The 16,992-nt window shown below is 42.7% G+C and carries 14 protein-coding genes; 8 read left to right on the top strand and 6 right to left on the bottom strand.

Annotated features, from left to right (window positions below; genetic code table 11):
• Window positions 1-290: 290 nt before the first annotated feature.
• Entirely contained in the window at window positions 291-1,472 is a 1,182-nt protein-coding gene (locus tag VCA1004_RS11530; RefSeq protein WP_086981298.1) for an efflux RND transporter periplasmic adaptor subunit, read from the top strand.
• A gap of 3 nt (window positions 1,473-1,475) precedes the next feature.
• Window positions 1,476-4,589: an efflux RND transporter permease subunit gene (locus tag VCA1004_RS11525; protein ID WP_086981297.1), complete on the top strand. Its 3,114-nt coding sequence runs from the start codon at window positions 1,476-1,478 to the stop codon at window positions 4,587-4,589.
• 190 nt (window positions 4,590-4,779) lie between these two features.
• Here VCA1004_RS11525 and VCA1004_RS11520 read toward each other — a convergent pair whose 3' ends face one another.
• From VCA1004_RS11520 to arsD, 5 genes are all read right to left on the bottom strand, one after another.
• A complete protein-coding gene (locus VCA1004_RS11520; RefSeq protein WP_086981296.1) occupies window positions 4,780-6,003 on the bottom strand; it encodes an MFS transporter in 1,224 nt (407 codons plus the stop codon).
• A gap of 15 nt (window positions 6,004-6,018) precedes the next feature.
• Window positions 6,019-7,566 (bottom strand): ABC-F family ATP-binding cassette domain-containing protein, encoded by a 1,548-nt coding sequence (locus tag VCA1004_RS11515; RefSeq protein WP_086981295.1) that lies wholly within the window; start codon window positions 7,564-7,566, stop codon window positions 6,019-6,021.
• Window positions 7,567-7,984: 418 nt separating this feature from the next.
• Window positions 7,985-8,788 (bottom strand): MetQ/NlpA family ABC transporter substrate-binding protein, encoded by an 804-nt coding sequence (locus VCA1004_RS11510; protein WP_086981294.1) that lies wholly within the window; start codon window positions 8,786-8,788, stop codon window positions 7,985-7,987.
• Between the two features lie 291 nt (window positions 8,789-9,079).
• Window positions 9,080-10,831, bottom strand: coding sequence for an arsenical pump-driving ATPase (gene arsA, locus VCA1004_RS11505; RefSeq protein WP_086981293.1), 1,752 nt, complete (start codon window positions 10,829-10,831; stop codon window positions 9,080-9,082).
• A gap of 21 nt (window positions 10,832-10,852) precedes the next feature.
• A complete protein-coding gene (gene arsD, locus VCA1004_RS11500; RefSeq protein WP_086981292.1) occupies window positions 10,853-11,251 on the bottom strand; it encodes an arsenite efflux transporter metallochaperone ArsD in 399 nt (132 codons plus the stop codon).
• A 342-nt stretch (window positions 11,252-11,593) separates the two neighbouring features.
• Here arsD and VCA1004_RS11495 point away from each other — a divergent pair, with 342 nt between their 5' ends.
• Together VCA1004_RS11495 and VCA1004_RS11490 are read left to right on the top strand one after the other, a co-directional pair.
• Window positions 11,594-11,875, top strand: coding sequence for a hypothetical protein (locus VCA1004_RS11495; protein ID WP_086981291.1), 282 nt, complete (start codon window positions 11,594-11,596; stop codon window positions 11,873-11,875).
• A gap of 157 nt (window positions 11,876-12,032) precedes the next feature.
• Entirely contained in the window at window positions 12,033-12,890 is an 858-nt protein-coding gene (locus tag VCA1004_RS11490) for a polysaccharide lyase family 7 protein (protein ID WP_086981290.1), read from the top strand.
• 92 nt (window positions 12,891-12,982) lie between these two features.
• Here VCA1004_RS11490 and VCA1004_RS11485 read toward each other — a convergent pair whose 3' ends face one another.
• Window positions 12,983-13,411: an organic hydroperoxide resistance protein gene (locus VCA1004_RS11485; RefSeq protein ID WP_086981289.1), complete on the bottom strand. Its 429-nt coding sequence runs from the start codon at window positions 13,409-13,411 to the stop codon at window positions 12,983-12,985.
• 175 nt (window positions 13,412-13,586) lie between these two features.
• On the opposite strand from VCA1004_RS11485, the gene VCA1004_RS11480 reads away from it, so the two are divergent.
• The 4 genes from VCA1004_RS11480 to VCA1004_RS11465 all read left to right on the top strand — a co-directional run bounded on the left by VCA1004_RS11480 (window position 13,587) and on the right by VCA1004_RS11465 (window position 16,990).
• The gene (locus tag VCA1004_RS11480) at window positions 13,587-14,018 is read left to right on the top strand and encodes a MarR family winged helix-turn-helix transcriptional regulator (RefSeq protein WP_086981288.1); all 432 of its coding nucleotides are present in this window, start codon (window positions 13,587-13,589) and stop codon (window positions 14,016-14,018) included.
• A 129-nt stretch (window positions 14,019-14,147) separates the two neighbouring features.
• Entirely contained in the window at window positions 14,148-15,077 is a 930-nt protein-coding gene (locus VCA1004_RS11475) for a siderophore ABC transporter substrate-binding protein (protein ID WP_164520891.1), read from the top strand.
• A 19-nt stretch (window positions 15,078-15,096) separates the two neighbouring features.
• Window positions 15,097-16,035, top strand: coding sequence for an iron chelate uptake ABC transporter permease subunit VctD (gene vctD, locus VCA1004_RS11470; protein WP_086981286.1), 939 nt, complete (start codon window positions 15,097-15,099; stop codon window positions 16,033-16,035).
• Window positions 16,025-16,990, top strand: coding sequence for an iron chelate uptake ABC transporter family permease subunit (locus VCA1004_RS11465; RefSeq protein WP_086981285.1), 966 nt, complete (start codon window positions 16,025-16,027; stop codon window positions 16,988-16,990). The genes vctD and VCA1004_RS11465 overlap by 11 nt, the downstream gene beginning before the upstream one ends.
• The last annotated feature ends 2 nt before the right edge of the window (window positions 16,991-16,992 follow it).

The following is a 16,992-nucleotide window of genomic DNA, read 5'->3' as shown; positions in this document are numbered from 1 at the left end:
AAGCCTTATAGTATATAACACAAAAAATTGTTGCAGATACAACATTTCTCGCAATATAATAATTTTGTTGCAGATACAACAAAGTTTCTGTGCCATGTTTGACAGTGCGCAGAAAATAAAGATTCATTTAAGTCGGATTCGCAGTGTCAAACCACCGCGCTTCTGCACATGGCCTACTCTCACCCTAGATCAGTGATGAGCTTAAACCTATGATGAACCTAGGCCCGTGATGAGATAACCGCCGTTGGAAACTCACGCTACCCATTATCATTTACAGTAAAGGTGTCTATATGTATTTTCTTAACCGTTTAAGGTTACCCTTGTGTTTGCTCCTTTCTTTTGTACTTCTGGGGTGTAATGACCCGGGTTCAGAAGCTAGACCAGCGATGGCTCCTCTTCATGTCGATGTCCTTAATTTAGAGCCGACAACATTAAGATTAACGAATGAACTTCCTGGTCGTATTGCCGCTTATAATCAAGCCGAAGTGAGACCACAAGTTACCGGCATCTTAAAAAGTCGCTTATATACCGAAGGCTCTCTGGTTAAAGAAGGCGATGTGTTATATCAGATTGATCCAACCACCTACCAATCCAATGTAAACAGTGCCAAAGCGCAGCTAAAAAAAGCCATTGCCACTCGTGATACCGCCAAAAAAAACGAAGTTCGCTATAAAGAATTGCTAAGAAAAAAACTGACTAGTCAACAAGACTACGATGATGCAGAAGCGGCTTATCTAGAAGCGCAAGCCAATGTTGCGGTCTACCAAGCGGCACTGGATTATGCCAATATCGAGTTATCTTACACTCAAATTAAAGCCCCAATCTCAGGACAAGCCGGCATTTCTACCGTTTCTGAAGGCTCATTATTAACTGCCGAGCAATCTTCTTATTTAACCACCATTACTCAAACCGACAATGTCTATATCGATATGCAGCAGTCTTCTGTCGAAATTTATAAAATCAAACAAGATTTTTCCAATTTACTCAAAGATGGTGCAGAGATCCCCGTTACCGTTACCCTAGAAGATGGTAGCGCCTACGACCAAGTAGGTCATTTAGAGTTTTCCAATACTCTCGTGTCTGACTCTACAGGGACCATCACATTACGAGCAAGTATTCCTAACCCAAACCGAGCACTATTGCCTGGGATGTACGTGCGTGCCCATATTTCGATGCCAGAAGCACGTGAGTACTTAGTGGTTCCTCAGTCGGCGGTAGTCAGAAGTCAATCTGGAGCCCCTTCCGTCTTTGTTGTCAATGCCGACAATAAAACAGAGAAAAAAGCCGTAGTATTAGGCAATGAAGTGGACAATGGTTGGATTGTCAAAGAAGGTCTAAGCCAAGGTGACCACGTCGTTATCAGCAACATCATCAATATGAAAAATGATATCGACGTTATCGTTGATAGCCAAACCAGCGCTACCACCTCAACGACAAACACAACTCCCCAAACTGAAAGCAATAAGGGGTAAGTGATGTCTTTATCTAACTTTTTTATTAAAAGACCCATCTTTGCGTGGGTGATTGCGATTGTGATCATGCTGTCTGGTATTGCGGCCATCATCACACTGCCGATCGCACAATACCCAACCATTGCCCCACCGTCAGTCAAGATTTCCACCTCATATACAGGGGCCTCAGCTAAAGATATTGAAGACAGTGTCACTCAGGTTATTGAACAAGGGATGACCGGGCTAGATAATTTATTGTACATGACCTCAACCAGTGATTCTTCTGGTAGTGCCAGTACTACGCTGACCTTTAGTGCTGATACTGACCCTGACATTGCTCAAGTTCAGGTACAAAACAGCTTACAGCAAGTCTCTAGTAACCTACCGACTGCGGTACAAAACCAAGGGGTCTCGGTAACAAAAAGCACCTCTGGCTTTATGTCAGTGACTAACCTTTATTCTCCAGATGGCAGCTTAAGTGCTGGCGATATCCAAGATTACGCAAATTCAAATTTGAAAGACGTCATCAGTCGTGTCAATGGCGTGGGTGATGTCACCATTTTTGGCCCTTCTTATGCGATGCGTATTTGGTTAGATCCGGCCAAATTAAACAGCTACAACTTAACACCAGTCGATGTCTCAAGTGCCGTGTCTGTGCAAAATAGCCAAGTCACTGTTGGGCAAGTGGGCGGTACACCTGCGCTCGATTCACAGCTAATCAATGCCACCATTACCGCGCAAAGCTTATTAACTACGGTCGATGAATTTAAAAACATCTTAATTAAAGTCGAAAGCGATGGTTCGCAAGTTTTATTAAAAGATGTTGCTCGTGTTGAATTAGCCAGTGAAAGCTCTTCGGTTCTACCTTCTTACATGGGGCACGATGCCTCTGGTATTGCGATTACGTTAGCCGCTGGTGCCAACTCATTAGATACGCAAAACGCCGTGGATGCGAAATTAGCGGAGCTATCAAAAAGCTTCCCTGAAGGCTTATCTATGGTAAAAACCACGGATAATAACCGCTTTATTCGTATTTCGATCACCGAGGTGGTTAAAACACTTTTTGAAGCCATCGTCTTGGTTTTCTTTGTGATGCTGCTGTTTTTACAAAACTGGCGTGCCACCTTGATCCCAACCATTGCAGTTCCAGTGGTGTTATTGGGTACTTTTGGCGTCATGTCGGTGCTGGGGTTCTCAATCAACACCTTAACCATGTTTGGTTTAGTGTTGGCAATCGGGTTGTTGGTGGATGATGCCATCGTGGTGGTTGAGAACGTTGAACGTTTGATGCATGAGGAAAAACTCTCTCCTTTAGAAGCGACCAAAAAATCCATGGGACAAATCACCAGTGCCTTAGTTGGGATCACTATGGTGTTGTCAGTGGTGTTTATTCCTATGGCCTTTATGTCGGGCTCAACCGGGGTGATTTACAAACAGTTTTCACTTACGATTGTCTCTGCCATGATCTTGTCTGTTATTGTGGCTTTGGTCTTAACGCCAGTGTTGTGTGCCACATTATTAAAAGCGAATGATAAGGTTGCTTCTCGCGGCTTTTTTGGCTGGTTTAACCGCACATTTGACCGCTTATTAGGTAAATATCATCATTCAGTTAAAGTGGTATTACAACGCCCATTACGCTTTATCGGTATCTACGCTCTGCTATTTTTAGGTACCGCCTATTTGTATCATTCATTACCAAGCTCATTCTTACCAACTGAAGATCAAGGTGACTTTGTCGTGATGGTGACAACTCCAACCGGCACGACAATAAAAGCCACTCAAGAAGTCATGTTGGATGTGAAAGATTACTTTGAAGAAAATGAAAAAGACACCGTCGATCATGTCTTCAGTGTCGCTGGATTTAACTTCTCAGGCTCTGGTCAAAATGCCGGTATGGCGTTTATTGGTTTGAAAGATTGGTCGGAGCGAACCGGTGAAGGGATGGATGTTGACTCCATTATTAACCGTGTCACTCAGCACTTTGTCGGCTATAAGAATGCGCAAATATTTGCCTTCAATAACCCAGCAATTCGTGAACTGGGTAATGCCACCGGCTTCGATTTTTATTTGGAAGACATGACGGGAGTCGGTCATGACAAATTAATTGAAATTCGTAATCAAATCCTCGCTAAAGCAGCACAAAGCCCGATCTTACAAAAGACCCGTCCTAATGGTTTAGAAGATACTGCCCAACTGTTCTTGGATATCGATTATGCCAAAGCCAAAGTCTATGGCGTGGATATTGATGACATCAACCAAACGCTTTCGATTGCTTGGGCCTCGTCGTATGTCAATGACTTCATCGATCATGGTCGTTCGAAAAAAGTCTACATCCAAGCCGACGCCGCTTATCGTATGACACCTGAAGATCTGAACTTATGGTATGTCCGTAATGATCAAGATGAAATGGTGCCAATCTCCGCTTTCAGTACCTCGCATTGGGGACAAGGCTCGCCACAGCTACAGCGTTATAACGGTAACTCTGCAGTTGAAATTGTTGGGGAAGCAGCACCCGGTTACAGTACCGGTGAAGCGATGGATGAAATCAATAGAATCGCCGCTGAAGTATCCAGTGATGTGCAAGTCAGCTGGACCGGAATGTCTTATCAAGAAATTGAAGCCGGTAACCAAGCGCCTATCTTATATGCGATTTCGGTTCTGATGGTATTCCTCTGCTTAGCCGTTTTATACGAAAGCTGGAATATTCCACTTGCGATCATTTTAGTGGTTCCTCTCGGGATACTAGGGGCATTGATCACCATCATGTTGCGTGGTCTTGAAAACGATGTCTACTTCCAAGTTGGGGTCTTAACAACCATTGGTTTAACCGCGAAAAATGCGATTTTAATCATTGAGTTCGCAAAAGAGCTCTACGATAAGGGAATGGATCTCTTAGACGCCACCATTCAAGCGTGTGAAATGCGTTTGCGCCCTATCATCATGACATCGCTTGCCTTTGGGCTTGGTGTACTACCGCTGGTGTTAAGTACTGGTGCGGGTGCCAATGCTCGAAATGCAATCGGTACTTCGGTAATGGGGGGGATTGTCTTTGCTACTTTATTGGTGATTTACTTTGCGCCATTATTCTTTGTGTTAATTTGTAAATTGTTCCATACGGCGCGTAAAGTGCACGACTAATAATGACTCATACTCAATAAACAAGGATATACAGCGAACCTTGATCGCTTATTTGATATAAAAAATTCGCTATAAAAAAGCGAGCACTTCAAATATCAGTGCTCGCTTTTTTCATCTTGGTTTCATGCTGCAGCGCATCAAACTATTATTTAACCTCAACTGCTATCTGCTATTTAACCTCAACGTAGAGTTAAATAGGCGCACGGTTCTTGCTTGGACGTAGCGCCCAAATCGCCCCGCCAAATAACAGCATTGCCACTCCCGACATCGCCATGACACCATAGCTGTATGCCAACCCGGCAACCGCAGACCAAAGGGCCACGCCAATATGCATCATGGTCATCCCCATCGACATTAACATACCACGATGTTGCTGTGACAATTGGGCGATATAACTTTGTAACGCTGGAGAACCAATGCCACCAGCCATCGACCAAAAAAATAACGGCACCAATAACAGCGTCCAATGTTCAACTGGGGCAGCATAAAACGCCACACTGACGATAACACACGCCACCAAAGCGCCACGCATCACACGGCGACCATTGCCAAAGATTACAATCGCACGTGGCATCAACATATTGCCGATCACACTGATCACGCCTAAAGCTGCATATAAGCCACCGACTAACCACATGGAAACGGCAAACTGATCACGCAAGTGCTGTCCAACCAGATTAAACAGACCAATACCGCCGCCCAATCCTAAACACATAGCTAATAAGGCTCCTTTTGCGCCGGGGAGCGCCCAAATCGTCGTCGTAGCGGTTTGCTCCTCATTCTGATCTGGCGTTTGGAAAGCTGTATTCTCTTTAACTGTATCGTCTTTAGTTGTATGGCCTTCCGCTAAATTAGCAACGGCTTGAGATGCTTTTTTTGCATTTAGAGATTGCACCACTAACCCCATTGCCAATACCCAAGCAGCAACACCCAATACCATAAAGGCCGTGCGCCATGAGAACCACTCAGCCACAAGAGCGCCAAAGGCTGGGCTGGAAATCATACCAAAGGTTAACCCCGCTTGTACCCAAGCAATTCGACGAACCGCTTCTTTTGCTGGTGCATCCGCAGCCATAGCAAACGCAATAGGCAACATACCAGCGCTGGCAATACCCGTGATCACTCGAGTGGCTAATCCGATTTCAAAACTTGCCACCAGCCCAGTTGCTATCGAGGCAAAACCAAATAATATGGCCGCTGGCAACATAATATTTAATCGTCCATATCGATCCGATAATGCCCCTAACGTTGGTGCAATAATAGCTAATGCCACGCTATAGGCCGTAATAAACAAGGTCACTCTTTCCGGCGCAACACCAAGGTCATGACCAATAGGCATTAAGATCGGCCCGAGCATCAACTCATCAGCACCGACCACAAACGCAATCAAAAATAATAAGCATTTTAATAACATATCTTTTTCCTAAACCTAAATTTGTGGAGCGTTGAGTTGTTGAATATCAATCACTCTATCTGGCCAACCTTGCACGAAACTTGGCTCATGAGAGACCACAATGATCGCTCCCGAATAATTAATCAACGCTTGTTGCAAGACTGCTTTTACCTCAATATCTAAATGAGTAGTCGGCTCATCGAGAACCAAAATATTAGTCGGCTTTAGAGCCAAGGCGCACAATTTGACTTTGGTTTGTTCACCACCGCTTAACGAGGCGATCGGCTGCAACGCCAATTTGCCACCGATCCCAACCGCTGCAAGTTTTTGTCGCGCAGATTTATCGTCTAGGGTAGCTGACGCTGCTTTAATGATATTAACCGGTGTCATCTGGGGGTCATGCCACGCCAACTCTTGAGAAAAGTAGCCCAGCTTGACTCCATGAGCGATATCCACTTTACCCGCCAAAGGGGGCAACTCACCAATCAAGGTTTTCAATAATGTTGATTTTCCTACCCCATTGAAACCTAAAATCGCCACTTTCTCACCACGGTGAATGGTCAAAGACAAGCGCGGCAGCAATAAATGAGAATAGCCAATCCCGAGCTGATCTGCTTTTAATCCTTCTGAGGCACTTAACCCACTTTGCAGAAAAGAGAGACTCATTGGTTTACGCAATTCAGGCGCGACCATACGCTCAATTCGATTTAATTGCTTTTTACGACCATTCGCAATGCTGGCATTCACCCCTGCGCCATTTTTTGCAATAAAAGATTCCAGCTTTTCAATGTGCTTTTGTTGCGCTTGATATTGCTTAATATAGGTCGCTTCATCTTTGGTTTTTTGCGCCATCGCTTTCGCAACATTGCCTTTAAACTTGCGAATAGATTGCTTGTCGATATCACAAATGTGAGTCGTCACGTCATTGAGAAAATGCTGATCATGAGACACCACCATAAACGCACCGGCAAAATGTTGCAGGTATTCTGTTAACCATTGGATATGCGAGTGGTCTAAATAGTTAGTAGGTTCATCCAGTAACAACACCTTAGGCGCTATCAGTAATAATTGTGCCAATAGGACTTTATGACGTTGTCCACCGCTGAGATCCGCTAATCGTGTTTCCATCCCAAACGCGTTGATCCCTAGCCCATCGGCGACCGCTTCAATTCGGTTATCTAAGGTATAGAAAGATTCGCTTTCCAACTTAGTTTGAATTTCAGCCGCTTGATTTAAATAATTCAGTGCCACACTTTTCTCTGGGCAAGAATAAATCGCCATCATTTGCGCTTCTAGTTCATACAGCTCAGAAAACGCTTGTCTTAAATGCTCACGAACCGACAACGCCGGGTTGAGTTGTGCGTGTTGATCAAGGTAGCCGACCTTCACTAATGGCTGCCATTCAATCTTGCCGGCATCTGGTAATAATTCAGATTGCAGCAATCTCAATAACGTGGTTTTACCAACGCCATTGGCTCCCGTGATCCCAACATGTTCTCCAGGTAACAGAACAAAGTGGGCATTTTGATATAAAGTTTTATCACCAATGTGATAAGTCAAATTTTGAATATTTAATAAACTCATGATGTTACATCCAAAAAAACGAGGGGTGGTATGACAATACCGACCCCTCGTTTCAAAAAATTTTGAACATTGCTTTTAGCAAACAAAAGGCCGACGATGAAGAACATCGCCGGCCTTTTTCTGTAATGCTCAGATACAATCACCCCGTTCTTATCAATAAAGAAATAGCGTCGTACCTGATGAAGATTCAGAAAGAATAAGCTCCGAGCAACACTTCATCGTGTTAGTGCGCGGAGCAAAGTCTCCTGACAAAATTTTTAAATAGGATGTAAAACATTACAGATGAACTCTTAATTTAATTAGGCGAGATTTTATTCAAACCTAACTATTGAGTCAACTTAATCTTATCAATCGACTCCCTACTAATCACCTATCTACTAATCATTTATCTACCATCACTTCGATGCTATAACGGCAGTTATAACGCAGGTTCAATCGTGCCGTTAAAAGTGTGATGAATAAAGTCTGTCACAGCGGGTGAATGATAAATATCAACGATCTTTTTATAGGTTGGATTGTCTTTATCTTGCGCTCGTGCCGCAATAACCATGACCGCTAATTTGGCATCTTTAGGCTCTAAATAAATACCTTGTTTTTGCGGATCAAGGCCCGATGACATCACATAGTTCATGGTAATAACTGAGGCTGCCGCATCACTTAATGTTCGTGGTAATTGCGCCGCATCCATTTCAATGAATTGTAAATTTTTCGGGTTTTCAACCACATCATACACGGTCGCTTTATCGCCCAAACCTGGCTTAAGGGTAATAACGCCCGCCTCTTCCAATAATAATAAAGCGCGACCGCCATTGGTAGGATCGTTTGGAATGGTAATCGTTGCCCCCACAGGTAACGCGTCAACGGAGCGGTATTGATCCGAATAAATCCCCATGCGCATTAAAATAGAACGCCCAATGGACACTAATTGCTTCTCATTATTGGCGTTATAATTGTCTAAAAAAGGCTGATGTTGGTAACTATTAAGATCAATCGTTCCATCGGCCAAGGCGGCATTAGGTGTGATGTAATCAGAAAACGTCACCACTTCGACGTGTATTCCTTGTTTTTCCGCTTCTTGTGCGACTGCTTCTACCACTTGAGCATGCGGCCCTGCGGTAGCGCCAATTTTAATGGTATTGGAGGCTTTATCACCACAAGCCGCCAACCCTAACAAGAGTGGTAAAACCAATAACCGTTTCATCATTGAATGCGTCTTTTTCATAATATCCTTCTTATAAATTAGCCGTATAGACATCTATAATTAAGATACAAGGAAAAGACGTATAAAGATAATGACTTAAAATGAGGTCGGTATAACGGATAGTTATATAGGAATCGTCTCTAAGAGAAACCGCTGCGAAAAAGATAAAAAAGCCGAAGGTGCATGTCCAATAAGGAAAGTGGCAGCATCTTCCTGATATTTGGCTCATTTTGTTTAGCTTGAAGGTTGTAGCTTATCAAACAACATTCAACGGCTTAACGGAGCCAATATCAGGAAGGATACGGTTAAACATTAATGCGTTGATAACTCACTTAAGGCCTCAATTCCCACAGGCTCGTTAATCAACATAGGCACTAATGCGGTACGTTGAGCCAAGGCATGCACTTTTTCTATTTGCTGCATTTCTTGCATGGCACGTTTTTGTAATAAAGGCGATTGAGTTTGCGCCACCGATAAGACGTTATTGACGATCCAACCCCATGGACGAATGCCTGCTCGTTCAAGGTCATGTTGTAAATGTTCCGCTTCCAACACCGGAGTCGTCTCCGCCAAGGACGTGATCAATACTTTGGTTCTCTCTGGGTCTTGTAGCTGCATCAATGGCGTGGTAAAGCCTTTATTCGACCCCATTTTTTTCTCTATTTCTTTATGATACGAACCAGTCGCATCCAGCAACAATAAGGTATGGCCCGTCGGCGCGGTATCCATCACCACAAAACGTTTAGCCGAATCACGGATAGCACGTGAAAACGCTTGGAACGTAGCAATTTCTTCGGTACAGGGTGAACGCAAGTCTTCTTCAAGTAACGCTTTTTCTGAATCAGAAAGATCTTTACCTTTAGATTCTAAAACATGCTGGCGATAACGCTCTGTCGCTTCCACCGGGTCGATGCGGCTGACTTCCAAATTAGCTAAGCTGCCATTTAGCGTCGATTGTAAGTGCGCAGCAGGATCTGAGGTAGTTAAATGAACATCAAAGCCTTTTTTCGCTAAACCCACAGCAATCGCTGCCGCCATAGTGGTTTTTCCAACCCCGCCTTTGCCCATTAACATGATCAAGCCATGATCGTTTTTGGCAATCTCATCTACTAAATCGGCTAACGAAGCGCTATTTTGAACAAGCTCAGAAGCTTCAAACTCCACCGCTTCTACCGCCACATTTGGTTTTAATAACGCAGATAATGCCGCAATACCAACCATGTTATTGGCTCTCAAATGAATAATATCCATTGATAAACCTTGCAGTGCTTCTGGTAACGCTTGTAACACTGCTTGCTCGCGTTGATAGATCACCGATGCCAATTGATCTTGCTCTGCTGCCGACTCTGGCATCACACCATTGACCACCAAAGATTGCTGAGTGATCCCAAGTGAATACAATTCTTGATAGGTGTGCGCCACTTCCGCCAATGCGCTCTTTTGTGCTCTTGCGACCAAAATTAAGCGCGTTTTGTCTTGATTAGATAGCACCTCAACCGCATGGGCGTATTGGCTGCGTTGCTTTTCTAGCCCTGACATCGGCCCAAGGCAAGAAGCGCCTTCTGGGTTATCTTCTATAAAGTTGCTCCACGCTCCCGGCAATTGCAATAAACGAATCGTATGTCCTGTCGGCGCAGTATCAAACACAATATGATCAAATTGAGTCAGCAGGCTTTGATCGGTCAATAACTCGGTAAACTCATCAAAAGCGGCAATTTCTGTGGTACAGGCACCTGAAAGTTGCTCTTCAATACTGCGCAACGCATCCGGTGGCAAAATGCCTTCTAAAGGCTCAACAATACGCTGACGATAATGCGCTGCCGCTTGTTGAGGATCAATTTCGATTGCCGACAAATTAGCGATATTCTCAATATTAGTAATGCGATTACCAATCGTTTGATTGAACACTTGAGCCACATTTGAAGCAGGATCGGTACTGACGAGTAGCACTTTTTTCCCTTGCTCAACCAAAGATAAGGCCGTTGCACAAGAGATCGAAGTTTTACCTACTCCACCTTTACCAGTAAAAAACAGGTAAGGAGGCAAATTATGTAAAAATTGCATACGACATTCCTTCTGTTTGAATTAACAGCAACCTGATGATTGACAGCAATTGGATTGCGCTTGTGGCTCTGCACCTTGATTGATCACAGTCAGGCCAAACCAAGTTGCCAATTCTTGACGGCTTGGATATTGGTTGGACATTTTTATCTGACCGCCCAATAAAATGGCTGGCAGTTTATCGGCACCTTGCTGTTGTAAAAAATCTTTGATTACCGCTTGATTGGCAAATGCCATCGGCTCTTGAGCTAAATTAAAGCGTTTCACCTCAATGCCTTGCTGCTTCAACCAGTCGATATCAGCAGAAAATTGAATCAAAACTTGGTCGGCATCCACGCCACATACTCCACTACTGCAACACAAGGCAGGATCGTAAATTTCTAAGACTTTGGCTCCAACAGGCGTTAAGTTATTAATTTTCATAAAAAACCATCCTTATAGAAAACACATTGAAAGGCATAACATGAAGTACAAGTAAGTATTAATCTTATACATATATGAAATTCATTATATATGAAAAAACAGATATGACGAGAGAAAAAATCAATAATAGTAATCACACTCATTAGACGGTGAGAAATTGCGTAGGAAAAAGGCTTGGACACCAGGTTAAAATTTCACTAAGTCGTGATGCTACAAGCAAGTCTTTAATCAGTAAGGATGATCAGATAATGAGTACGATGGGTATTCTTGCAAGTTACCTACAAAGGACTATGGATTTTCTCTATAAAAAGCAGACAATAAACTTAATAAATGGAGGGGTATATGACACACAAGCCAAGCAGAACCGAAGCCATGCAACTGATCATTGATGAAGCCAAAAAAACGTTCCCTTTGTATGAAGAAGACACCTTTGTTTGTGGGACCGAAGGCAATTGCATTGGCTGCCCCAAAAAGTTGATGGAATTGGTCGACTCGGAATTATCCTATTGGGAAAGTGCGTTAAGGCGCGGCATCACTCCTCAATTTGATGAAATTCGCCGCTTTGGTAAATTATGCAAAAACGTCAAGCGTGGCTTAGTTAGAAACAACATCCTCACCTCCTAACATTAATAATGAGTCCCTGCTCAATTATTAGTGTTTTACACAGACATTCACGAAAATAAGACTTCACACAAAGTTTTAGCGCTCATCATTTTGATCTATCCATATTCAGTGGTATTGGTATCTATATTTAAAATATAATACTACAAAAGGATTCATTATGAACAAAGCGCTCTTCTCTTTACCCGTCTTGCTCACCATGTCCTCTTTCGCTTTAGCAAATGTGCAATTTGCCAATCCCAATGGAGCACTGGGTGAGCCGGCCAGCTACCCCGAGTTTGCCAATATTTTATCGCACTCAGAATTGCAAATATCTGACCCCGAAGGAAAAAAAAGTAATAAAGAATTTTTTGCGCTCGATAATGACTATACCGGGATTGTGAATGACAATTTTTACGTTGATAAACATTCCAAAGCTCTGGTTTTTAAGATGAAAAATGACCATTTGCGCAATGAATTACGAGTGCAAAAAAACTTTCGCACTGACTTACCAAACGAGTTCTACACGTTAACTGCTGAAGTTGAAATCATCCACCCTGAAGCGGCAATGAAGCACTCTACCTCTAAACAAAATGAAATCACCTTTCTACAAGTACACAATAAAGGTTTAGATAATGAAGGCACGCATAATGTACCGCACCCATTATTACGTGTGGTGTGGAAAGAAAATAATCATGGCGTAAAAGGACATTTCTGGGCTGTGACGAAAAATAATGCCGCGATCTGTAAAGGCAGTGCTGGTGAAAAAAATAAAGATAAAGATCTATGTCGTTCGGATGTAGCTTATAGCATGGTCGATTTAGGTAAAGCACCAAGCGATAAAATGACAAAGTTTGATGTGACCGTCGGAAATAAGCTCTTAACTGTCTATGTCGATGGTGAACGTAAGTTAGAAAAAAATATCGATTATTGGCGTCACCTTCTAAGCTTCTTTAAAGCTGGTGTGTATAACCAATTTACTCACGGTCAAAGTGAAGCGCATTTCCAAACTCTGGAATACCACGAGCTTACAAAATAACCTCATCGCACGCTTGATTGCTCTATAAACTCAACCCCCACTTGCTTTCACAACTGGGGGTTGTCATAAGAAATCTCTCTTTCAAGCGGCAGTTACGCCACCGTTAACTCAATCGCAATATTGCCACGAGTAGCATTTGAATATGGGCACACTTCATGCGCTTTATTCACCAATTCTTGCGCTGTTGCTTTATCAAGATCACCCACATTGACTTCCAGCTTCACTGCAATACCAAAACCGCCTTCGATAGGGCCGATAGATACTTCAGAATTAATGTGAGTCTCTTTAGGTAAGGCAACTTTGGCTTGACCTGCCACTAACTTCAAAGCGCCAATGAAGCAAGCTGCATAACCTGCTGCGAACAATTGCTCAGGGTTCGTCCCTTGGCCATCATCGCCACCTAAACCTTTAGGTGTAGATAATGCTACCTCTAAACGGCCATCATCAGATTTAGCCGAACCTTCACGTCCACCTGTCGCGGTTGCTTTTGCTGTATATGCGACACTTTGTAATGTTTTCATTGTTCACTCCTAACAAGAATAGTGTATTTAACCTCAGTTGCGGATAACTAGAAGTCACTCAATACCGCAGTTGAGGTTATTTAGTTTGCATGCAAAATATTAGATCGGCTTTTTGATAATTGCAAATAGTTTGCACACAAAATAAAATGGTCGTATACAACTAATGGAATACCTTATGAAACATTCACAATTGCACCTCGATAACCAAATTTGTCATCGTCTGTACATGGCGGCAAACAGCATTACACGCCGCTATCGAGAGTCTCTTGCCACGCTTAACTTAACCTACCCACAATATGTTGTAATGATGGCGTTATGGGAAAAGGACGAAATTACGATTGCTGAATTAGTTGACAAAACCGCCATTGATGGCAGCGCCATGACCCAGATCCTCAAAAAAATGACGGATAAAGCACTATTAGCCATCGTCAAAGATGAGCATGATAAGCGCAAAAGGTTGGTAAAACTGCGCTCCCACGGTCAACAATTACAAGATTTAGCGGCCGATATCCCCGCACAGATCCGCTGCCAAATCCCTCACTTGACAGATGATGAGGCGCAACAATTGATGCATTTATTGGATAAAGTCGTTCAAGATTTAAATTAACGCGCTAGATCACAGCAAATTTAACTATCTTTACAGCTAAGCTATTGATTTCTTAATTTGGCTCGATATAGTAATCGCAATGATAACAATTATCGATTCCAAGGATAAAAAATGAAGTCTGTTAAAAAAATGGCGTTGCTCGTTTCAAGCGTTATCGCGGCCTCTGTACTGGCCATCCAACCAGCACAAGCAAAAACTGTTACCCTGAATCACATCATGGGCACAACCACCGTTGAAACCTCTCCTCAGCGTGTCGTGGTGATCGGTATGGGAACATTGGATGCCGTTGATGCTTTAGGTGTTAATCCAGTTGCGGTTTCTAAAGGTGGTACCTTCCCAAATTATTTAACCAAATATAACAGCCAAGATTACGCTTCAGCAGGCACTATTTTTGAGCCAGATTTTGAATCTATTTATACTCAAAATCCGGATCTTATTATCGTTGGCCCTCGCAGTTCTAAACAATTTAAAGAACTGTCTAAAATTGCCCCTACCTTTGTTTTTGCCGTCGAAAATGGCAGTGATTACTGGAAAAGCACTCAAGCACTTTGGCAAGATTTAGGCGAAATTTTTGATAAACAAGATATCGTCAAACAAAAAATTGAAGCCTTGAATCAACGCTTTGCAGCAATTAAAACTTATAACCAACAGCATAATATGGACGCATTAATGCTGATGAGTTCAGGTGGTAACATTGCTTCTTTTGGTGAAGGTTCAAGATTTTCTATCCTATATCAAGACTTTGGATTCAAACCAAGCCTAGAAATTAAAGATAAAAAATCAGATCGAACTGGCGGTCATGGTCAATTAGTGTCTTATGAGTTAGTTAGCCAAGAAAACCCGTCAACCTTGTTAATTTTAGATCGTGATAAATTGGTCAATAAAGGCAAAAGCACTACTCGCCAAGATTTTGATAATGAATTAGTCCGCTCGACCGATGCTTACAAAAATAACCGTATGATCTATCTTGATATTCCAGCTTGGTATGTCGCCAGCGCGGGTATCACTGCAACAGAAACTATGGTCAGCGATATAGAATCTCTAACTAAAAATAACTAATTAAAAAACTGAGGTTATTGTGACTAAATTGTTGTCTATTTTAGTCTGCCTGAGTATTGCATCACTGTTTGTTGGGGTGGGTAACGTAACGGTTGCCCACCTTTTCGTTGGTGATGCCAGTGCATGGCAATTATTCCTTTCCAGTCGTGTTCCCCGCTTATTGGCTATTTTATTAGCCGGTGGCGGGTTGAGTATTGCTGGACTTATCATGCAACAAATCAGCCAAAACCGATTTGCAGCGCCTTCCACATCCGGCACGATTGAATGCGCTATGCTCGGATTTGTGTTGAGCTTAGTAATTTTTGGTAATGGTGATCAACTGTGGTTAATCTTCGCAACAGCCATGGCCGGTACTCTCTTCTTTGTTCAGTTGATTCAACGTATCCAATTTAAGAATGCGGTTTTTGTTCCTTTAATCGGTATTATTTTTGGCAACATTATTTCTTCTGTCGCCACTTTTATTGCCTATAAATACGATGCTTTGCAAAACTTATCGAGCTGGGCCGTCGCCAACTTTGCCACCATTTTAGCCGGTAATTTCGAACTGCTTTATATCGCTCTACCCGTTGCCATTTTTAGTTATCTGTATGCCACACGAATCTCAGCGGTCGGCATGGGGAAAGATTTTGCAATTAACTTAGGACTAAATTATCAACAAGTGATGACGATTGGTGTAGCGCTGGTATCCATTATGTCTGCAACGGTGGTAATGATTGTCGGCCAACTCCCCTTTTTAGGCTTGATTGTACCGAACTTAGTAAACCGTTTTTATGGTGATAATTTACGCAAAAACATCCCTCGTACTGCTGTTTTAGGTGCCATTTTTGTTTTAGCGTGTGATGTGGTTGGCCGAGTCATTATTTTCCCTTATGAAATTCCAATTTCTATGGTCATCAGTTTATTAGGCGGTAGCGTCTTCATTTTATTGGTATTAAAAGGTATGAAAAATGAGCAGTAATATACCGGCTGATAAATACAAAATTTGGGCTTTATTGGCCATCAGTCTCGTCATGGCTGCGTTATTTATTGGTTATGGTCTCAATGCCAATAACTATGAATACTTTTTATCGCGCCGTATTCCGAAAGTGTTATCGATGGTAATTGCCGGTTTTGCGATCGGCCTGTCTTCTTTTTGCTTTCAAACGATTACAAATAACCGCATTTTAACCCCCAGCATCATGGGGTTTGATTCGTTGTACATGTTAATTCAGGTCTTGGTAGTCGCTACCTTTGGTGGGTTAAGCGTCATGATGACCAATGCGGTCTTTAACTTCGCGATCTCTGTCGTCCTCATGATGGCGTTTTCATTGGTTCTGTTCTTGCTGTATTTTCGCTATTCCGCCAGTAATATCATTTCACTATTACTGCTCGGGGTGATTTTCGGTCAGCTGTTCCAAAGTGGTTCATCGTTCTTAACCATGTTGATGGACCCCGATGAATTTGCGAGCGTCCAGTCTAATATGTTTGCCAGTTTTAATAATATTCATGTTGAGCTGGTTTATTGGACTTTGCCGGCGTTAGTGCTGGTGTCGGTATGGCTATTTAAATTACACCAAACCTTGGATGTGTATTTACTCGATCAAGACAACGCCATTAGCCTTGGGGTCGATATCAAAAGAACAACTCGCACCATTCTTTTGCTGTCCGCTATTTTGATTGCCATCTCAACCGCTTTAATCGGACCGATTATGTTTTTTGGTTTACTGATCACCAACCTCACTCGAGAGTGGCTCAGAACGTATCAACATAAGTACTTACTTACGGCATGTGGCTTGATGTCAGTCGCCACGTTACTCGTAGGCCAGTGGATTATCGAAAAAGCCTTTGGATTTGAAACCACCCTCAGTGTGATCATCAACTTTGTTGGTGGCTTGTACTTCTTATTCTTATTACTACGCAACAAAGTGGTGTAATA

The organism is Vibrio aphrogenes, from assembly GCF_002157735.2.
Classification (GTDB): Bacteria; Pseudomonadota; Gammaproteobacteria; order Enterobacterales; family Vibrionaceae; genus Vibrio; species Vibrio aphrogenes.
This window is presented reverse-complemented; position numbering and strand designations above follow the sequence as displayed.